18 protein-coding genes are annotated in these 18744 nt (G+C 68.0%); 5 read left to right on the top strand and 13 right to left on the bottom strand.

Going from position 1 to position 18744, the window contains the following annotated elements; all coding sequences use genetic code 11:
* The first annotated feature begins 1 nt into the window (after position 1).
* Positions 2 to 586, top strand: a complete 585-nt coding sequence (locus Ga0609869_RS07380) for a transglycosylase SLT domain-containing protein (protein ID WP_125408462.1) — start codon at positions 2 to 4, stop codon at positions 584 to 586.
* Positions 587 to 843: 257 nt separating this feature from the next.
* Entirely contained in the window at positions 844 to 1599 is a 756-nt protein-coding gene (locus tag Ga0609869_RS07375) for a VPLPA-CTERM sorting domain-containing protein (protein WP_125408461.1), read from the top strand.
* A gap of 114 nt (positions 1600 to 1713) precedes the next feature.
* On the opposite strand, the gene Ga0609869_RS07370 is transcribed toward Ga0609869_RS07375, so the two are convergent.
* From Ga0609869_RS07370 to Ga0609869_RS07355, 4 genes are all read right to left on the bottom strand, one after another.
* Positions 1714 to 2310 carry a LolA family protein gene (locus tag Ga0609869_RS07370; RefSeq protein ID WP_125408460.1) on the bottom strand — a complete coding sequence of 199 codons (597 nt, stop codon included), beginning with the start codon at positions 2308 to 2310 and terminating at the stop codon, positions 1714 to 1716.
* Positions 2311 to 2370: 60 nt separating this feature from the next.
* The gene (locus Ga0609869_RS07365; RefSeq protein ID WP_125408459.1) at positions 2371 to 5217 is read right to left on the bottom strand and encodes a DNA translocase FtsK; all 2847 of its coding nucleotides are present in this window, start codon (positions 5215 to 5217) and stop codon (positions 2371 to 2373) included.
* 13 nt (positions 5218 to 5230) lie between these two features.
* Positions 5231 to 6412 carry an aminotransferase class I/II-fold pyridoxal phosphate-dependent enzyme gene (locus tag Ga0609869_RS07360; RefSeq protein WP_125408458.1) on the bottom strand — a complete coding sequence of 394 codons (1182 nt, stop codon included), beginning with the start codon at positions 6410 to 6412 and terminating at the stop codon, positions 5231 to 5233.
* Between the two features lie 138 nt (positions 6413 to 6550).
* Positions 6551 to 7882: an amidase gene (locus Ga0609869_RS07355; protein WP_170168875.1), complete on the bottom strand. Its 1332-nt coding sequence runs from the start codon at positions 7880 to 7882 to the stop codon at positions 6551 to 6553.
* 89 nt (positions 7883 to 7971) lie between these two features.
* Between Ga0609869_RS07355 and Ga0609869_RS07350 the strand changes: the two genes are divergently transcribed.
* Positions 7972 to 9198, top strand: a complete 1227-nt coding sequence (locus Ga0609869_RS07350) for an FAD-dependent monooxygenase (RefSeq protein ID WP_125408457.1) — start codon at positions 7972 to 7974, stop codon at positions 9196 to 9198.
* A gap of 16 nt (positions 9199 to 9214) precedes the next feature.
* Here the strand turns inward: Ga0609869_RS07350 and Ga0609869_RS07345 are convergent, their stop codons facing one another.
* From Ga0609869_RS07345 to Ga0609869_RS07320, 6 genes are all read right to left on the bottom strand, one after another.
* The gene (locus Ga0609869_RS07345; protein WP_125408456.1) at positions 9215 to 10180 is read right to left on the bottom strand and encodes a homocysteine S-methyltransferase family protein; all 966 of its coding nucleotides are present in this window, start codon (positions 10178 to 10180) and stop codon (positions 9215 to 9217) included.
* A gap of 187 nt (positions 10181 to 10367) precedes the next feature.
* The gene (locus Ga0609869_RS07340) at positions 10368 to 10520 is read right to left on the bottom strand and encodes a Trm112 family protein (RefSeq protein WP_125408736.1); all 153 of its coding nucleotides are present in this window, start codon (positions 10518 to 10520) and stop codon (positions 10368 to 10370) included.
* A gap of 26 nt (positions 10521 to 10546) precedes the next feature.
* Positions 10547 to 11191, bottom strand: coding sequence for an LON peptidase substrate-binding domain-containing protein (locus Ga0609869_RS07335; RefSeq protein WP_125408455.1), 645 nt, complete (start codon positions 11189 to 11191; stop codon positions 10547 to 10549).
* A gap of 27 nt (positions 11192 to 11218) precedes the next feature.
* Positions 11219 to 12127, bottom strand: a complete 909-nt coding sequence (gene trxA, locus Ga0609869_RS07330) for a thioredoxin (protein WP_211336852.1) — start codon at positions 12125 to 12127, stop codon at positions 11219 to 11221.
* A 75-nt stretch (positions 12128 to 12202) separates the two neighbouring features.
* The gene (locus tag Ga0609869_RS07325; protein WP_125408454.1) at positions 12203 to 12991 is read right to left on the bottom strand and encodes an exodeoxyribonuclease III; all 789 of its coding nucleotides are present in this window, start codon (positions 12989 to 12991) and stop codon (positions 12203 to 12205) included.
* A gap of 71 nt (positions 12992 to 13062) precedes the next feature.
* Complete coding sequence (locus Ga0609869_RS07320; protein ID WP_125408453.1) at positions 13063 to 13749, bottom strand: response regulator transcription factor; 687 nt, start codon at positions 13747 to 13749, stop codon at positions 13063 to 13065.
* 156 nt (positions 13750 to 13905) lie between these two features.
* Here Ga0609869_RS07320 and ribA point away from each other — a divergent pair, with 156 nt between their 5' ends.
* Positions 13906 to 14997 (top strand): GTP cyclohydrolase II, encoded by a 1092-nt coding sequence (ribA, locus tag Ga0609869_RS07315; RefSeq protein ID WP_125408452.1) that lies wholly within the window; start codon positions 13906 to 13908, stop codon positions 14995 to 14997.
* A gap of 6 nt (positions 14998 to 15003) precedes the next feature.
* Here the strand turns inward: ribA and Ga0609869_RS07310 are convergent, their stop codons facing one another.
* Positions 15004 to 15186, bottom strand: a complete 183-nt coding sequence (locus tag Ga0609869_RS07310) for a hypothetical protein (protein WP_125408451.1) — start codon at positions 15184 to 15186, stop codon at positions 15004 to 15006.
* A gap of 165 nt (positions 15187 to 15351) precedes the next feature.
* Here Ga0609869_RS07310 and Ga0609869_RS07305 point away from each other — a divergent pair, with 165 nt between their 5' ends.
* Complete coding sequence (locus tag Ga0609869_RS07305; RefSeq protein WP_125408450.1) at positions 15352 to 15846, top strand: L,D-transpeptidase family protein; 495 nt, start codon at positions 15352 to 15354, stop codon at positions 15844 to 15846.
* A gap of 49 nt (positions 15847 to 15895) precedes the next feature.
* Here the strand turns inward: Ga0609869_RS07305 and Ga0609869_RS07300 are convergent, their stop codons facing one another.
* Both Ga0609869_RS07300 and Ga0609869_RS07295 read right to left on the bottom strand, forming a co-directional pair.
* On the bottom strand, positions 15896 to 16549 hold the full coding sequence (locus tag Ga0609869_RS07300; protein ID WP_125408449.1) for a YggS family pyridoxal phosphate-dependent enzyme: 654 nt from the start codon (positions 16547 to 16549) through the stop codon (positions 15896 to 15898).
* A gap of 11 nt (positions 16550 to 16560) precedes the next feature.
* Complete coding sequence (locus tag Ga0609869_RS07295) at positions 16561 to 18717, bottom strand: tetratricopeptide repeat-containing sulfotransferase family protein (protein ID WP_125408448.1); 2157 nt, start codon at positions 18715 to 18717, stop codon at positions 16561 to 16563.
* Positions 18718 to 18744: the final 27 nt, after the last annotated feature.

The following is an 18744-nucleotide window of genomic DNA, read 5'->3' as shown; positions in this document are numbered from 1 at the left end:
GATGAGCAGGGTCCTTCTTTTTACGCTCATGCTGGTGCTGGCCGGCTGTGGGGGCGGCGGCGACAGGGTGCCGCCGCGAAATCTGGACGATGCCTGCAGCATCGTGAACCAGCGGCCGAAATACCTGCGCGCAATGAAGCGCGCCGAGCGGCGATGGCACGTCCCCGTTCACGTGCAGATGGCGGTGATCCACCAGGAAAGCAAGTTCGACGGCGATGCACGCACGCCGTTGCGGTTCGCCCTCGGCGTGATTCCGATGGGCCGGCAAAGCTCTGCCTACGGTTATGCGCAGGCGATCGATTCCACCTGGGACGCCTACAAGCGCGACACCCGCAACCGGCGCGCCAAGCGGCACGACATCTATGATGCTACCGATTTCATGGGCTGGTACATGAACGAGACCCGCAAGAGGAACGGCATCGCGCTGTCGGACGCGCGCAACCAGTATCTTGCCTATCACGAGGGCCAGGCCGGGTTTGCCCGCGGCAGCTATCGCGCCAAGCCGTGGCTTGTGCGGGTGTCCCACCGCGTCGCGGCGCGCTCGGCGACTTACGACGCACAGCTTCGGCGCTGCCGTCGGCGGTAGGGCGCGACGCTGCGGCCGAAAACCCGGCTGCACTGCGTTGAGCACATGCTTCGCAGCATCGGCCAGGTGTGCAATTGCATGTAAAATAAAGACGACCTGTTTCGCATCGGGAAACAATAGCGCCGCAGTGAAACCGCCCTTGTGCGAAAAAACGTCGGAATCGCGCAATCAGGGGCTTATCCATGTCGGTTTTCATTGACGTGCGACAGCGCCGTCATTCAACCTTTTAGTGTCATAGATATCAGGGGGCTTTTAATATGATGTTCAAAAACCTTTGTTTCGCGCTCGCGGTCGCGGCCGTGTCGGCAGCGCCGGCCATGGCCGCCTCGATCGGCAGCCTGGATTCGTCGCGGACCTATTTGTCATATCAGCTGGATGGCGGCAATTATGATGACATCCGCAACGCGATCATCAATGACGGGCATTCCGTGACCGCCGGCACCGGCACCGTGAGCGCGGCCTATCTGGCCGGTCTCGACGTGTTTTACACCGGCATGCTCGACACGGCCTCAACCGCGCCCGAGATCGCCGCGCTCCAGAGCTTTGTCGCGGCAGGTGGCACACTGGTGATCGGGGCCGACAACACGTCTGTCAACTCGGCCGGCAACTACAACAGTTGGTTTACCCCGTTCGGTCTCAGCGTGACCGGAAACGGGGCATCCGGAGGCACATGGGCCGCCAGCAGCGACGCGCTGCTCGCCAATGGTGTGGCGGGCACCAGCCTCGGCTTCGTCGCCGGGACCGACTTCACCGCGGGGGCCTACACCACCCTAGCCACCGATAGCGACGGCGATGCCGCCGTTGTCAAAATCGGCTATGGCAGCGGCTGGGTGGTCGGCCTGGGCGACGGCAACTTCAACGACGACCCGGCGTCGACGCAGTCGCAGCAGTTCTTCCGCAATATCATGGCCGAGGCGGATGGCCCCGGTGAGGTTCCGCTGCCCGCGTCGCTGCCGCTTCTCGGGTTGGGCATTGTCATGATCGGCCTGTTCAAACGCCGCAGGTCCGCCTGAGCCCCGGGACAGGCGCAAAACCAACGCCGCGCCGCCCGGGCGCGGCGTTTCCTTTCCACCGCCCCGTTGCCACCGGCTGTTTGCCAAAAGGGTCGGCCGGCCGTCTTGCCGCGGTCAGTCTTCGCCGCGCTTGCGGGCCTCCAGCACGATATTGAACAGGCTGGCGCCCAAGCTGACACCCGTCTCTAGGTCGTCCAGCGCAACGCGCACCGGGCTGCCGCTGCCGTCGTCGACGACCCATTGGACAAGCCGCACAGGATCGTCCGCGAAAAACAGCGTGAGCGTGCCGTAATCGGGGTTGTCCGGGTCCTGGGCGGTCACGCGGGTCGTGCTGCCCTCTGCGCCATAGCCCACCACCATCCGCGCGCGGCGCAGATCCACCTGCCGGTCGAGGATCAGGCTTAGCGGGGTGCGGCTCAGCGGGTATTGCTCGGGCGGCTGGTTCGACTTCGGGTCGAACACCGCCACCTGCCCGCCTCCGGCCATGACCAGCGCATCATTGGGCGGGTCGTACTCGAAGCGGATGCGCCCCGGGCGCCGGATGTAGACGGTGCCGGTCGAGACCGACCGGTCGCCATTGACCTGGGTAAACCGCCCCTGGGCGGTTTCGATGCCGTTGAGGTAGCGCGACAGCTCGGCCAGCGGGATCGGATCGGCGAGCGCGGGAAGCGCGGCGAACAACAGGGCGAAGGCGAGGCTGAGCGTTTTCATGCGCGCACTCTACCGCTCCGCATCGCACTTGCCAGCCCGAAGCCGGTCACAACGCAGCGATCAGCCCTGCTCGGGCACCAGGATCTCGCGCTTGCCCACGTGGTTGGCCGCGCTGACCACGCCCTCTTCCTCCATCTGCTCGACCAGCCGCGCAGCCTTGTTGTATCCGATGGCCAGCTTGCGCTGGATGTAGGAGGTCGAGCATTTGCGGTCTTTCAGCACGATGGCCACCGCCTGGTCGTAAAGCGCATCCTCGCCGTCTGTATTGCCGCCAAGGCCCAGCACAAGGTCGATATCGCTTTCCTTGTCGTCGTCGGGGCCCTCGACCACGCCGCCCACATAGTCGGGCGGGCCGTAGGCCTTGAGGTAGCGCACGATCTCTTCCACCTCCTCGTCGGACACGAACGGGCCGTGCACACGGGTGATCTTGGCACCACCGGCCATGTACAGCATGTCACCCATGCCCAGCAGCTGCTCGGCGCCCTGCTCGCCAAGGATGGTGCGGCTGTCGATCTTGCCCGTCACCTGGAAGCTGATCCGGGTCGGGAAGTTGGCCTTGATCGTGCCGGTGATGACGTCGACCGAGGGGCGCTGGGTGGCCATGATCAGGTGGATGCCGCTGGCCCGCGCCATCTGCGCCAGGCGCTGGATGCAGGCCTCGATCTCCTTGCCGGCGACCATCATCAGGTCGGCCATCTCATCGACGATGACCACGATGTAGGGCAGCGCCTCGGGGGCGAACTCCTCTGTCTCGAAGATCGGCTCGCCGGTCTCGTCGTCGAACCCGGTCTGCACCGTGCGCGAGAACATCTCGCCCTTGGCCAGCGCGTCGCGCACCCGGCCGTTATGGCCCTCGATGTTGCGCACGCCCATCTTGGACATCTTGCGGTAGCGTTCCTCCATCTCGCCCACGACCCATTTCAGCGCCACGACAGCCTTCTTTGGGTCGGTGACGACGGGCGACAGCAGGTGCGGGATGCCGTCATAGACGCTGAGTTCCAGCATCTTGGGGTCGATCATGATCAGCCGGCATTCCTCTGGGCTGAGCTTGTAGAGCAGCGACAGGATCATCGTGTTGATCGCCACCGACTTGCCCGAGCCCGTGGTGCCCGCGATCAGCAGGTGGGGCATCTTGGCGAGGTTGGCGACCACCGGGTCGCCGCCGATATCCTTGCCCAGCGCCAGCGGCAGCCGCATCTGCGAATCGCCGAAATCGCGCGCCGACAGGATTTCGCGCAAGACCACCTTTTCGCGCTCGGCGTTGGGCAGCTCGATGCCGATCACGCTGCGGCCCGGCACGGTCGAGACCCGCGCCGACAGCGCAGACATCGACCGCGCGATGTCGTCGGCCAGCCCGATCACCCGGCTGGCCTTGAGGCCGGGGGCCGGTTCCAGTTCGTACATGGTGACCACCGGGCCGGGGCGCACGCTGACGATCTCGCCCTTGACGCCGTAATCGTCCAGAACGTTTTCCAGCATCCGGGCGTTTTCCTCCAACGCCTCGTCGGACAGGTGCAGCCGCTCGATCACGGCAGGGTTGGTCAAGAGCGACAGGGGCGGATGTTCGTAGCCCGCCGCAGGGTCGTCGAATTGCAGCGCCGGCTGAGCCTCTTGCCGGGCCTGGCGCGAGGGCTGGGGCGCGCGCTTGGGCGGGTGCTGAACGACCGGGCGCGCGGCCTGCGCCGCGGCGGACGGGCGCGGCGGCGACGCCGGCTGAAGCATCAGCGGCGCCTCCTCCTGCGCCTCTGGCGCCTCCTCGGCCGGTGCAGTTTCGGGCATGCCCAGCGGCGGCTCGGCCGCCACGCCGCGCGGCGCGGCATCCGCGATCAGCGGCTGGGGACCGCGCCGGTTGCGCACCACCGGCGGCTCTGGCCGCAGCGCGGTCAGGCTCGGGGTCTGCCGGGCACGGCTCTTGATGACATCGGCGATGCGCGCCTTGATCCGCTCTTCCGAGACCGGGGCGAACGCCTCGTCCGTCTCGGGCAGTTCGGGTTCGACCAGTTCGGGCTCCACCTCGGGCTCGGGCGACCGGCGGACCAGCGCGGGCAGGCGCGAGAACAGTCCGGGACGCGCGGAAACCGGCAGCGCGTCTTCGGACTCGACCGCCGGGGCCGGGGCCGCCGAAACGGGGGCCCGGCGCGTCACGCGCGGGGGTTCGTGTGCAGCGGCGCGGCGTTCGGACCGGCGTTCGGCGCGGGCCGAGCGTTCGGAGCGTTGCCTGTCATTCAGCGTCTGCGCAATGCGCAGCGCACCCCGCGCAGAGCGGCCCAGCAGCGACATGATCCCGGCGTAAGACATGATCACGCCCACCAGCAGGAAGCGGAAGAACGCTTTCAACTCGTCGCCGTCCACCCCCAGGACGAACAGGCCCAGCGCCACCGCCGCCAGCCCCGACAGCCCGGCCATGATCTTGAGGCCCAGCCCGGCGGTCACCGGCGCGACGCCCAGCACCGCCCCCAGTGCGGTGTCGCCGAACAGCCCGCCCAGCCCGAAACTGTGGCTCCAGGTTTCGGGCGGCACGTGGGTCGAGGCGTAGACCGACATCAGCGCCACGGCGATGGGCGCGAAGATCAGCCGGCCCAGGGCGCGGTCTTCGCCCAGGTGGGCCAGCAGACGCAGCCCCCAGACGCCCAGCACCGCCGCCAGACCCCAGCTGCCCCAGCCCACGATGATGTAAAGCGGCGAGGCCAGCGAGGCGCCGAACCGGCCCAGCAGGTTTTCCGCCGGCGCGTCGGTGGCCGACAGCCAGCTCGGGTCTTCGGGCACGTAAGAGCCCAGCATCATCGCCGCCAGCGCGCCCAACGCGATCAGGACGAGGCCCAGCAACTCCTTGCCGCGCCGCTCGATCGCGGCCTGCATGTTGGAATCCAGAAGCGGGTTGCGCTGTTTCGCCTGGTACGAAGCCATCCTGCTCGCCTCCTCAACCGTACAGACAGTCACGAAGCCGGATCAGCCCGTGCTGCAATTCTTGCTCCGGGGCCACCATAGCGACCCGGATATAGCCGGCTCCGGGGTTTTCGTCGCCCACGTCGCGCGACAGATACGCGCCGGGCAGCACCCGCACCCCGGTCTCTTGCCAAAGTTTCAGCGCCGCCGCCTCGCCATCCTCGACCGGCAGCCACAAGAAGAACCCCGCCGCAGGCCGGCGATAATCGGGCAGGCCCGAGAAGACAGTGTCGGCAATACCGTATTTGCGCTGGTAGAGGGCTCGGCTGTGGGCCACATGCGCCTCGTCGGCCCATAGCCTCTCGGCCACCCGTTGCAGGGGTATCGGCAGGGGCGCGCCGGCATAGGCGCGCAACTGCTTGATCCGTGTCAGGCTCGCCGGGCCGCCGGCAACGAAGCCCGAGCGCAGCCCCGGCAGGTTCGAGCGTTTCGAAAGCGAATGGAACACCAGCACGCGCTCGGGGTCGGCGCCGATCTCGTGGGCGGCCTCCAGCGCGCCGGGGGGCGGCGTTTCACGAAAGACCTCGGAATAGCACTCGTCGGCGAAGACCTGAAAGTCGTGCTTTTCGGCCAGCCGCAACAGCTCGGCCCAGTACGCCTTGTCGGCCACCGCGCCCTGCGGGTTGGACGGCGAGCAGATATAGGCGATGGCCACCCGGTTCAACAATTCGGCCGGCAGCGCGGTGTAGTCGGGCAGATAGCCTGTCCCGACGGTGGCCGGCACGTAAACGGGCTCGGCCGAGGCGGCCAGCGCGGCAACGGAATAGACCTGGTAAAAAGGGTTCGGCGTCAGGATCACCGGCTTGTCGCCGGCCTTCTGCTCGGGGCAGAGCGCGAGCGCCGCGTTGAACAGCCCCTCGCGGGTGCCGTTCAGTACCGATATCTGCGTGTCCGGCGACAACAGAACGCCGTAGCGGCGCGCCAGCCAGTCGGTGATCGCGCTGCGCAGTTCGGGTGTGCCGTCGTTGGGGGGATATTTGCCGAACTCCTGCGCATGCTGGACGATGACACCGCCCACCCAGTCGGGGAAGGCATGTTGCGGCTCGCCGATGCTCATGTGTAAAGGCGCGCCGCCGGGCGCGTGATGGTCCAGCAGCCCTCTGAGCCGCGGAAAAGCGTATTCTGGCAGGTTCGAAAACCGCTCGGGAAAGGCCATTGACCCTGTCTTGTTATGTTACTGCCTCAGGCCGGGATCGTCTGGCGCCCCGGTTATGGCCTGACGATACCGGCTCGCCCCGTCCGGGTCCAGCGCGGCGCCGGGCCGCGCCCGGCCCATGCCTGCGAGTTGTGGCTTTTAGGTCAGCGCCGCTTCGGCCGCGGCCCCGAGCCTCAGCAGCCGTTCCTCGCCCCCCGGCAGGCCGGCCAGGGTGATCCCCGCCGCCGGCACGCCGGTGGGCAGGCTCAGCGCGGGCACCCCCATCAGGTTGCCGATGCGGGTGTTGCGCAGGGTCAGCAGGTTTTCGGTGACATAGTAGTCGGGATCCTCCATCAGCCGGGCGACAGAGGGGGGCGAGATCGGGCAGGTGGGCATCAGTACCGCGTCAAAGCCCGCCGCCCGCGCCGCCCACCGGGCGCGCAGCGCGTCCAGCCGCTGCCAGGCAGCCACGTAATCGGCGCCGGAATGGGTGCCGCCCGCGCGGAACCTCTTGAGGATCTCGCCGAACATCTTGTCGGGCGCGGCCTCGATGGCCTCGCGCCAGGTGGCGTAGGCCTCGGTGGTGTAAAGCACCCCCGACAGCGGCAGCGCCTCGGCCACCTCGGGCGCCTCGTGGTGCTCGATGTGCGCGCCGGCGGCGGCCAGCCGGTCCAGGGCCATCTCGAACCCGGCCCGGGGCGCATCGCGCAGATCGTCGAGCGCGCCGGTTGTCAGCACCATAAGTCGGGCGCCGGTCAGCGTCGCGTCGCGCAGATCGGCCGGTTTGCCGCCCTCGAGCGCGGCCAGCATCAGCGCCGCGTCTTCTACGGTGCGGGTCAGGGGCCCGACCGTGTCGAAGCGGGCGGCCAGCGGCACCACGCCAACCAGCGACAGCCGCCCGGCGGTGGTCTTGAGCCCCACCAGATCGTTCCATGCCGAGGGCACGCGGACCGAACCGCCGGTATCCGACCCCACCGCCGCGGCGGCCAGGCCGAACGCCACCGAGGTCGCCGCCCCCGACGACGACCCGCCCGGCGCGGCCCCCGCATCATGCACGTTGGGCGGCGTTTCGGTCACCGGGTTCACCCCCAGCCCGGAAAAGGCAAGCTCGGACATATGGGTCTTGCCCAGGCACACGAGGCCCTGCGCGGTGGCGTTGCGCAGCACCTCGGCATCCTGCCCCGGCACGCGGCCGGCCAGCAGGGCCGAGCCCGCCTCGGTCGCAACCCCGGCGGTATCGAACAGATCCTTCCACGACACCGGCACCCCGTCGAGCGGGCCGAGGCGATGGCCCGTTTTCGCCCGTTCGCGCGCCGCACCCGCCTCGGCCAGCGCGCGTTCGGGCGTGGTGCGGGCATAGATGCGCCCCGCCTCGGGGTGCGCGGCGATGGCCCCGAGATACGCCTCGGCCAGCGCCACCGGGTCGATCTCGCCCGCGCCGATGCCACGCCCCAGCGCGCCCGCGCTCATGCCCAGCCAGTCTTCGCTCATCGCCCTGCCTCCCCGCTCGATCCGCCCGACCGAGGCTACCGGCGCCGCCGCGTATGGACAATCCCGACCAGCCCGCCATATTGCCCCCCATGAGCGTTGACTCGGATATCCTCATCGTGGGCGGCGGGCTGAACGGCCCCGCCCTGGCCATCGCCCTCGCCGAGGCCGGTCTCACCGTCACCGTGATCGACGCCCTGGCCGAGGCCGTGCGGGCGGACGCCGAATTCGACGGCCGCGCCTATGCGCTGGCGTTGGCCTCGAAACGGCTGCTCGACGCGATCGGCATCTGGGACGGCGTGGCCGAGCACAGCCAGCCGATACTGGAGATCAAGGCCACCGACGGCCGCGCGGGCGAGGGCCCGGCGCGCTTCATGCTCGATTTCGACCATGGCGAGATCGAGGAAGGCCCGATGGGCTATATGCTGGAGGACCGTTACCTGCGGCGCGCCTTCCTGGCCGCGATGGATGCGCATCCCCGCATCACCCATCGCGCGGGCGAGACCGTGGTCGCGCAAGAGGTCGATGCCTTTGGCGCCGAGGTGACGCTAGCCTCTGGGCAAAGCCTGCGCGGCACGCTGCTGGTGGGCTGCGACGGGCGGGGCAGCGGCACCGCGAAACGCGCCGGCATCCGCCGCACCGGATGGGATTACGGGCAAACCGCGCTGGTCTGCGCCATCGCCCATGAAAAGCCCCATCACGGCATCGCGCACCAGTTCTTCATGCCGCCGGGGCCGCTGGCCATCCTGCCCCTGCCCGGCAACCGCTGCTCGATCGTCTGGAGCGAGCGCCGCGCGACCGCCGCCACCATTCAGGCGCTGGACGACGCGGGGTACCTGTCTGCCCTGCGCCCGCGATTCGGCGATTTCCTTGGGGCAATCTCGCTGGCCGGCGAGCGGTTTACCTATCCACTGAACCTGACGCTGGCCAACGCCTTCGTCGCGCCCCGCGTCGCGCTGGTGGGCGACGCGGCCCACGGGGTGCACCCCATCGCGGGCCAGGGCCTCAACCTTGGCCTGCGCGACGTGGGCGCGCTGGCCGAGGTGCTGGTCGCCGCGCGCCGCCGGGGAGAGGATTTCGGTGCGGCCGACGTGCTGGAACGTTACCAGCGCTGGCGCCGCTTCGACACCACGGCGATGGCCGTGGGCACCGACGCGATCAACACGCTTTTCTCGAACGACAACCCGATCTTGCGGTTGGGCCGCGATCTCGGCATGGGCGCGGTGAACGCCGTGCCCGCCCTGCGCCGCCGCTTCATCCGCGAGGCCGCCGGGCTGACCGGCGACCTGCCGGCGCTGATGAAGGGCCGACCGCTTTAGGCCGCTGGAACAAGGGTCAGGTTGGCATGGTCTCGCAACGGGCCTGTCCCACGTGATAGGCAATGCGGTCGAAATGCTTGTCCCAGGTTCCACAACACCCGCCCCAGATGTCGATATCGGGGTAGCGCCGCGCCAGGTCGCCCATCATCAGGCCGAGTTCTTCGGGGTCGCCCTCTTCGATATGGCCGAGCTTGCAGAGCGAAACCTTGTCCATCTTGGCGGCGTTGGGGCGCAACGACCGGATGCGGCGGGTCCATTCACCGGGCTCCAGCGCCGGTTCGAACTCGACCGGGTGCGAACAGTTGATCCCGAAGGAGTCGGGCCGGGCGGGGCCGGCCTGGGCATCGGTCGCCTCGATCGCCTCTTTCAGGGTCGGGCCTGACCGGAGCCTGTGACGGCTGTCGAGCGTGAAGGACACGTTGACGGGCAGCCCCGCCGAGGCCGCGGCCCGGCTGATGCCCACCGCCTCGGGCACATTGTTGATCGTCGCGGCCCAGACCAGATCGACGCCGCATTCCTTGAGGGTTTGCATCTGGGTGGCGTGATAGGCCTTGGCCTCGTCGGCGGTGATGTCGCGGTTCAGCGCGTAGGCATCGCCGCGCGGCCCGACGCATCCGGCCACTGCGACGCGCGGCAACTGGCCGGCATAGGGACGCGCGACATCGCGCAGGAAGTCGATGCATTTGTGCTGCATCTCGCGCAGGCCCTCGGCGGAATATCCCAGCTTGTCGCCCCAGTCCGGGCTGGCGCGATAGTCGAACCCGGCCAGGAGCGCCGCGAAACCATGCTTGGCCGCCATGTCGAGATAGCGGCGATACATGTCCGTCATGTCCGCAACCGCGGCGGGCTTGTTCATCAGTTCGAACATCGCGAATTCGCGCAACTCGTGACCGTGGCGATACATGATCTCGGTCTCGGTTCCGCCCTCCGCGAGGTAAAGCAAACCCTCTTGCCGAGGGAACACGGCTCTTTCGCTTGTCATGGTACCCTCCCTGTCAATGCACGAGCGGCGCCCGAGGCCCCCATGCGCGGCCGTTCCCTGTGGGCAACGGCCGAGCCGGGCCCTGCCGGTACGGATCGGCGTTCCCGGCGCCGATATCGCTGTGCGCGGGTAGGGTAACACTTGCTGGGGTGGTGTGACTATTTCGGGGGCCGTCCGGGCCCGCCGGCTAGTCGATCTGCCGTGCCTCGTCGACCAGCATGATCGGGATTCCGTTGCGGATCGGGAAGGCCAGATGCGCGGCCTTCGAGACCAGTTCCTGCCGCTCGGCATCGTAGGACAGCGTCGCCCGCGTCACGGGGCAGACCAGCGATTCAAGCATCTTGCGGTCGGTCTGAGGGGTATCGGTCACTGCATCACCTCTTCGTTGCTGCCGCCGCGTAGCGCAAATTCGATCAGCGTGACAAGGGTTTCGCGCCGGGTCGACAGCGACGGCGCCTCAAGCAGCGCCTGCTTGTCCTCCGGCGCGAAGGGGCAAAGCATCGAAAGAGAGTTGATCAGCAGCTCTTCCTCGGCCTCCTTCAGGCTGTCCCAGTCGGTCGAGAGCCCGCGCGACTCGAAAAACCGCGACAGAAGGTCGAGAAACGGCGCGCGGTCAAAGCCGTTGTCCTCTTCGCCCGGCCCCAGGTCGCGGGCGAACCCGTCCCAGGTGACCTCGGCCTTCAGGTAGGGCGCAAAGCCGGACACCTCTTGCTGGATGCGGTAGCGCGAAATGCCCGACAGGGTGATCATGTACCGCCCGTCCTCGGTCTCGGAAAAGGCCGTGACCCGGCCGGCACAGCCGATCCGGTGCAGCTTGGCCTCGCAGCCCTCGGGCACCTCGCGCGGCTGCGCCATCCCGATCAGCCGGTGCGGCGTTTTCAGCGCATCGTCGAGCATCGCCAGGTAGCGCGGCTCGAAGATGTGCAGCGGCAGGCGCGCCCGCGGCAGCAAAAGCGCCCCGGGAAGCGGGAAGACGGGGATCGTGTCGGGCAGGTCCGCGGTTGGAAACATGCCCGTTAACCTAGCCCTCGCGACAGGTCAGGCAAATATCATTGACGACAGTTTTCGGCGACCTTTCAGCACAACCGGATCCTGCGGCTTGAGCGCCTCAAAAATGGTGAAAAGCTGTTCCTTTGCGGCGGCATCGTTCCACTCGCGGTCGCGGCGGAACAGCTCCAGCAACTGGTCGACGGCCTCCTCCACTTCGCCGTTGGCATGCAGCGCCTTGGCGAGGTCGAACCGGGCCTGGTGGTTGTCGGGATCGTGGTCGACCGCGGCGCGCAACTCGGCCACCGGGCCCGCATCGGCGGCCTGCTTGGCCAGCTCGACCTGGGCGCGGGCCGCATCGACCTCGGGCGCCTGCGCGATCTCGGCGGGAACCGAGGCCAGCAAGGTCTCGGCCTTCTCGACCTCGCCCAGCGCCACATGGGCGCGGACCAGCCCGCCAAAGGCCGCGGCGTTCTTGGGGTCTTCGCCGAGGATCGCGGCAAAGGTCTGGGCCGCGTCGACCGCAGCGCCCTCGGTCAGCATCGCCTCGGCCGCCTCGATCGCCTCGGCCAGCCCGCCGTCGCCCGCGGCCCCGGCCACCCGGTCGACGAACGCCTTGATCTCGGATGCGGGCAGCGCGCCCTGAAAGCCGTCGACCGGCTGGCCCTGGAAAAAGGCATAGACCGTCGGGATCGACTGGATGCGCAGCTGCGCCGCGACCTGCTGGTTCTCATCGACGTTGACCTTGACCATGCGCACCTTGCCGCCCGCCTCGGTCACGGCCTGTTCCAGCGCCGGGCCCAGCGTCTTGCACGGCCCGCACCAGGGTGCCCAGAAATCGACGATCACCGGCACCTCCTGCGAGGCCTCGATGACGTCCTGCAAGAAAGTGGCCTCGGAAATTTCCTTGATCAGATCGGCCTTGGGCGCGGCGCCCGCATTGCCGCCAAGTTCCAGCATGGTGTTCTCTCCGCTTATCGGCGATTTGCGCCATATATGTGGGCCAGACCCGAAAAACCCAAGGGCCAAATTCGTTTACAGCTCGAACGTAGCGAAGACCGGCGCGTGGTCCGACGGTTTTTCCCAGCCCCGCGCGGCACGCAGGATGCGGCTCTGGTGCGCCGCCGACGCGATGTCGGGAGAGGCCCAGACATGGTCGAGCCTGCGGCCCTTGTCGGCGGAGTCCCAGTCGCGGGCGCGGTAGGACCACCATGAATAGAGCTGCCCCTCGGGGATGTCGGCCCGCGTGACATCGACCCAGCCGCCGGCCTCTTGCGCATCGCCCAGATGCGCGACCTCGATGGGCGTGTGGCTGACCACCTTCAAGAGCTGCTTGTGGCTCCACACGTCATCCTCGCGCGGCGCGATATTCAGATCGCCCACCAGGATCGCCTTTTGCGGGCGGCTGTCGCGGAACCAGTCGCGCATGTCGGTGAGGTAATCGAGCTTCTGGCCGAACTTCTCGTTGACCTCGCGGTCGGGCACGTCGCCGCCGGCTGGCACGTAGAAGTTGTGGATCACCACCCCGTTTTCCAGCCGCGCCGCCACGTGGCGGGCATGACCCAGCGCTGCGAAATCCATCTCGCCCGCATCCTCGATCGGCAGCTTCGACAGGATCGCCACGCCGTTATAGCCTTTCTGCCCGCGGGCCACGACATGGCCGTAGCCCAGCGCCCGAAACCCCTCCAGCGGGATCTTCTCCACCGGGCTCTTGCATTCCTGAAGGCACAGGATGTCGGGCGCCTCCTCGCGCAGCAGCTTTTCCACCAGCCCCGCCCGCAGGCGGACCGAGTTGATGTTCCAGGTGGCAAGCGTGAAGGGCATGGGCGTCTCCGGACAAAAAAAGGGCCGCGCCACCCTAGGGCGCGGCCTTCGGAGCCTCAAGGGCGTCGCGCTCAGGCGACCAGCCGGTAGCCCCCCGATTCGGTCACCAGCAGACGAGCGTTCGACGGGTCGGGCTCGATCTTCTGGCGCAGGCGGTAGATGTGGGTTTCCAGCGTATGGGTGGTGACCCCGGCATTGTAGCCCCAGACCTCGTGCAACAGCACGTCGCGCGCCACCACGCCCTCGGTCGCCCGATACAGGAACTTCAGGATGTTGGTCTCTTTCTCGGTCAGCCGGATCTTCCGCTCGTCCTCGGTGATCAGCATCTTCATCGCCGGCTTGAACGTGTACGGCCCAAGCTGGAAAACCGCATCCTCCGACTGTTCGTGCTGGCGCAGCTGGGCGCGGATGCGGGCCAGCAGCACCGGAAACTTGAACGGCTTGGTCACATAGTCGTTCGCGCCCGCGTCGAGGCCCAGGATGGTGTCGGCATCGCTGTCATGGCCCGTCAGCATCAGGACCGGGCATTTGACGCCCTGCTTGCGCAGCTTGCGGCACAACTCGCGCCCGTCGGTGTCGGGCAGGCCCACGTCGAGAATGACCAGGTCGTAAAGCGCCTCTTTCGCCTTTTCGACCGCCTCGGCGCCGTTGCCGGCCTCGAACACGTCGAAATCCTCGGTCATGACAAGCTGCTCGCTGAGCGCCTCGCGCAAATCCTCGTCGTCATCGACAAGCAAGATCTTCTTCAGGGTGCTCATGGGCGGACCTCCTCTATTCGCTCTGGCTCAGATGTCGCCTGTCGGCCAAGCTGCAAGAATTGCGACAGGGTTTTCACGCAAGCGTGTGGCAGGAGCGGCTTTTGTTTCATATTTGAATGATTTGCCGCTAAACGGGCGACAGCATAAGGACCAACCATGCCCCTCGGCCCCGACAGCATCGACCAGCTTGCCCGCGCGCGCAACGACCTGCGGATCGGGGTGCCCGTGGTGATCGCGGCGGGAGACGCGGGCCTGTTGATCCTCGCCGCCGAAACACTCAGCGCCGCCCGCCTGTCGGCGCTACGCGGCCTCGGCGGCGCGCCCGTGCTGGCCGTCACCGCGCGGCGCGCCAAGACGCTCAAGGCGCGGCCCTATGACGGTGACCTCGCCCGCATCGAGCTGCCCGAGACGGCCGATCCGGACTGGGTGCGCGCGGTGGCCGAGCCCGCCGACGATTTGGAAAAGCCGCTGCTCGGTCCCTTCGTCACCCGGCGCGATGGCGATGTGGCCGCCCACCGCGCCGCGATCGCGCTGACCAAATCGGCCCGGCTGCTGCCGGCGGTGCTGGCGCTTGGGCTGGAGGATGCGCGCGGCTTTGCCGACACCCACAACCTGACGCTGCTGGCCCTCGAAGAGGCCGCCGTCGCGCTCGCCACGTCCACCACCTTCGAAGAGGTCGTCTCGGCGCGTGTTCCGCTGGCCGTGGCGCGCGCGGGGCGGGTGCATGTGTTCCGCCCCCGCGACGGCAGCGAAGAGCATTACGCGGTGGAGATCGGCGCCCCGTCGCGCGCCGCCCCGGTGCTGGCGCGGCTGCATTCCGCCTGTTTCACCGGCGACCTGCTGGGCAGTCTGAAATGCGATTGCGGCGCCCAGCTTCAGGCCGCGCTGGCGCAGATGGGGGCCGAAGGCGCCGGCGTGCTGCTTTACCTCAACCAGGAAGGGCGCGGTATCGGGCTGGCCAACAAGATGCGTGCCTATGCGCTGCAGGATCAGGGTTTCGACACGGTCGAGGCCAATCACCGGCTCGGCTTTGAGGATGACGAACGCGATTTCCGCATCGGCGCCGCCATCCTGCGGCAAATGGGCTTTGGCACGGTCCGCCTGATGACGAACAACCCCGCCAAGATCTCGATGATGGAGGCCAACGGCATCGCCGTGGCCGAACGGGTACCGCTCAAGGTCGGCCATACCGGCGACAACGCCGCCTACTTGGCGACCAAGGCCGCCAAGTCGGGGCACCTGTTGTAACGGGCCTCAGCCCTGGCGCGGCGGGCGCATCTGACGGATCGCCGCCTCGACCGCGCGCCATGTCTTGGCCTCGGTCTCTTCGCCGGCGGCCTCGTGGCCCGCGGCCTTTTGCGCCGCTTCCGCCTCGGCCTTGTCGCCGCGGGCATCGAACAGGGCCCGCGCGTATTCCATGACCTTTGCAGTTTCCATATCGGTCCTCCTCCTTGTCATGCCTGACGGCGCCGCATCGGCGACGCGGCGTCGGACAGTTGCAAAACGATTCTACCACGCTGACGTATGTGCCGGCTTGATCCGCCTCAAGGCGGCCGGCGGCAGTTGCTTTCCAAGGCCGCTGCTATGCGGCACTCTTTGCCCATGCAGGCAACCGACCTCGTACTCACCCCCACCCACCTGCGCTTTCTCGGCCGGCGCTTTCCCTGTTCCATCGGCCGGGGCGGGGTGCGCAGCGACAAGCGCGAGGGCGACGGCGCGACGCCCAGGGGCACGCACCGGATCGTCGGGATGCTCTACAGGCCCGATCGCATGGCCCGGCCGGCCGACTGGGCGCTGCCGATCGGGCCGTGCGACCTGTGGTCGGACGACCCGGCCGACCCCGATTACAACCTGATGGTCCGGGCGCCGCACGCCTTTGGCCATGAGCGGCTGCGCCGGGCCGACCCGCTCTACGACCTGGTGATTCTCACGGATTGGAACTGGCCATGCGCCGCGCGCGGCCGCGGGTCGGCGATCTTCATTCACCAGTGGCGCAGGCCGCATTTCCCCACGGAGGGCTGCATCGGGCTGAGGCGCGACCACCTGCACTGGATCGCCGCCCGCATTCGCCACGCCACCCGGCTGGTCGCGTCATAACCTCCTGGCGCCCAGGATCTTTCGAAAAAATCGACGAAGATTCTTGCGCCTAGCCTTGGCTACGTTCTCCGAAAATCGCGCTGCCCACCCGCACATGGGTCGCCCCCAGCGCGATGGCGGTTTCGAAATCGCCGCTCATCCCCATCGACAGCCCCTCAAGCCCGTTGCGCTCGGCGATCTTGGCCAGCAATGCAAAATGCAGCGACGGCTCTTCCTCCAATGGCGGGATGCACATCAGCCCCAGCAGCGGCAAATCCATCCCCCGGCATTCGGCCACGAACGCATCGGCCTCGTCGGGCAGCACGCCGGCCTTTTGCGGCTCTTCCCCGGTATTGACCTGGATGAACAGACCCGGGCAGGCACCGCCCTCCTGCGCGAGGTCGGCCAGCTTTCTCGCCAGCTTCGGCCGGTCGACCGAGTGGATGGTCGAAAACAGCTCGACCGCCTGTTTCGCCTTGTTGCTCTGCAACGGCCCGACCAGATGCAAATCGACGCCCTCGTAGCGTTCCATGAAATCGGGCCATTTTCCCTGCGCTTCTTGCACCCGGTTTTCGCCGAAAACCCGGTGGCCCTGTTTCAGCACGGCCTCGACGCGGTCCAGCGGTTGCACCTTCGACACCGCGATCAGCGTCACCGACCCCGGCGCGCGGTCCGCGGCCGACTCGGCCTTGGCGATTCGTTGCGTGATGTCGCTCAGCCCCATGGTTCCCTCCGTCAAATCGCGCCGCCCAGCGCCTCGAACATGGGCGCGAGATCGTCCTTGTACCGCTCCCACGCCGCCACCGAGGACTTATAGATCGGCTGGCGCACCTGATAGACGCTGAGCGTGCTCACCCGCCGCTCGGTTTCGTGGAAACTGAGGCAGGCATCTTCCCAGTCCAGCCCGCAGGCGGCCACCAGCTTGCGGCTTTCTGCCTCGGGGTTGGCAATAAGGTCTTCGTACTGGATCTCGTGAAATCCGCCGGGCAGCTTGGCGCGCCAGAAATCTATCATCTCTTCGAACATCCGGTAGTAAAGCCCGAGGTCGCGCAGATCGTAGGCGTAGCGGTGGGTGCCCTCGGCAAATACGTTCTTGTAGATCGAGAACAGCGTATCGCGGGGATCGCGCTTGACCAGAACGATATGCGCGTTGGGCAGCGCGAGGCGCACCGCCCCCATCACCATGTAGGTCTGGATCGACTTGTCGGTCACGCGGTCGGCCCCGGGCACCAGCGCGCGCAGCCGCGCCGCCGCCCCGTCGCCGATCTCGACGAGATCGGAATCGGTCAGCGCATCGAAGGGCCGGTACCCGCCCCCGGCCTGCGACAGCCGCGAAGAGACGGCGCGCGCCATGTAGCCGACCTCGCCCGCGCCGCCGACGCGCGAATGGCTGGCGATGATCTGTTCGACCAGCGTCGTGCCAGAGCGCGGCATCCCGGTGACGAAGATCGGCGCGAAATCGGGGGCGCCCGCGGGCGCGGTGCGGGCCGCGAAATCGGTGCCGGCAAAGGCCGATTTGACCGCGTCGACCTCGGCTCGCCTCTCGGCGATGTCATAGGAAAATCGCTTTCGCATCAACGCGTTGCCAGTGGCCAGATAGGGAAACACCTTGTCATGCGCCTTGGTCGCCTCCATCGCGCGGGCCAGCGCGAAGGCCAGGTGCATACGGCTGGAATCGCCCTGGGTGTCGTCGGCGAATCGGGCCTCCATCTCTGCGATCAGCGGGTCGCCGGGGGCGAATTTCACGCTGGCCGCGAAGGTGCGGTAATGCTCGCCATTGTCGGGCTCCAGCGCGATGGCTTTTCGGAAATCCGCTTCGGCATCGTCGAATCGACCCAGCGTCTGGCGAAACATGCCGCGCAAGCTGTGCGCGGTTGCCGAATTCGGGTCGGCGGCCACGGCGCTGTCGTATTCCGCCGCCGCGTCCTCGGCGCGGCCCTGGGCGGCCAGTGCCTGGGCCATCCGCAGATGTATCGGCGCGCCGCTCTGCCCGGCCGCCATCGCAGAACGAAGTGCCTTTTCGGCCTCTTCGGGCCTGCGCAGGTCGAGCAGGGCCTGTGCCAGCGCCAGCTGCGCCTCCGACAGCCGCGGCTCCAGCGCCACGGCGCGGCGCAGGGGCGCAAGCGCCGGCTCGGTCTCGCCCGACCGCGCCAGCGCCAGACCCAGCGCCGCCTGCGCCGTCGGCAGGTCGGGCGCCAGCTCGACCGCGCGGCGCAAGCGCCTGAGCGCACCGGCCAGATCGCCGCGGTCGAGCAGCAGGCGGCCGTAATTGGCCTGCGCCTCGGCGTAGTCCGGGGCGAGCTTGAGCGCGGCCTCGAACTCGGCCGCGGCGGCATCGGCTCGGCCCCGTTCGGCCAGGCAATTGGCCAGGATATTGGCGATCACGGGCACATCCGGGTGGGCCTTGCGCAACCGGCGCGCGCCCGTCTCGGCCTCGGCCAGGCGGCCCGCCTTCATCAGACCGATCAGCCGGCGCACCTCCTCGGGCCGGACGGTGCCCAGATCCGTCCGGCTGCGCGCCTTCGGCGGAGACAGGCGATTTTGCAGCGCCACCAGCAGCTTGGCCGGCAGTCGCGCGGCCTTGGCCGCCTTGAGAAAGCGCCTGTTGGCCGCCTCGTCCTCCAACCGCGCCAACGCCTCGGCCTCAAGCTGCCAGATCGCGGGCTCGGCGGGCTTGAGCTTGCGCGCCCGTTCGATGGGTCCGAGCGCCGCCTCGGGCCGCCCGCGGCTCAGCGCGATCCGGCCGAGCTGGTAGTGCACCTCGGGCAGGGAGGGGTTGGCCTTGAGGATATCCAGATAGGCGCGTTCCGCGTCGTCCAGCCGGCCGGCGCCCTGCAGCTTCAGGGCCTCCTGAAAGCGGCGCTTGATCTGGGCGGGGTCGAGCGGAAGCATGGCGGTCCTTCGGGTGTGGCGGGGCGA

The organism is Rhodovulum iodosum (genome assembly GCF_041020385.1).
GTDB lineage: Bacteria > Pseudomonadota > Alphaproteobacteria > Rhodobacterales > Rhodobacteraceae > Rhodovulum > Rhodovulum iodosum.
The sequence above is the reverse complement of the archived record's forward strand: the minus strand, read 5'-3'. Positions and strand labels throughout refer to the sequence as shown.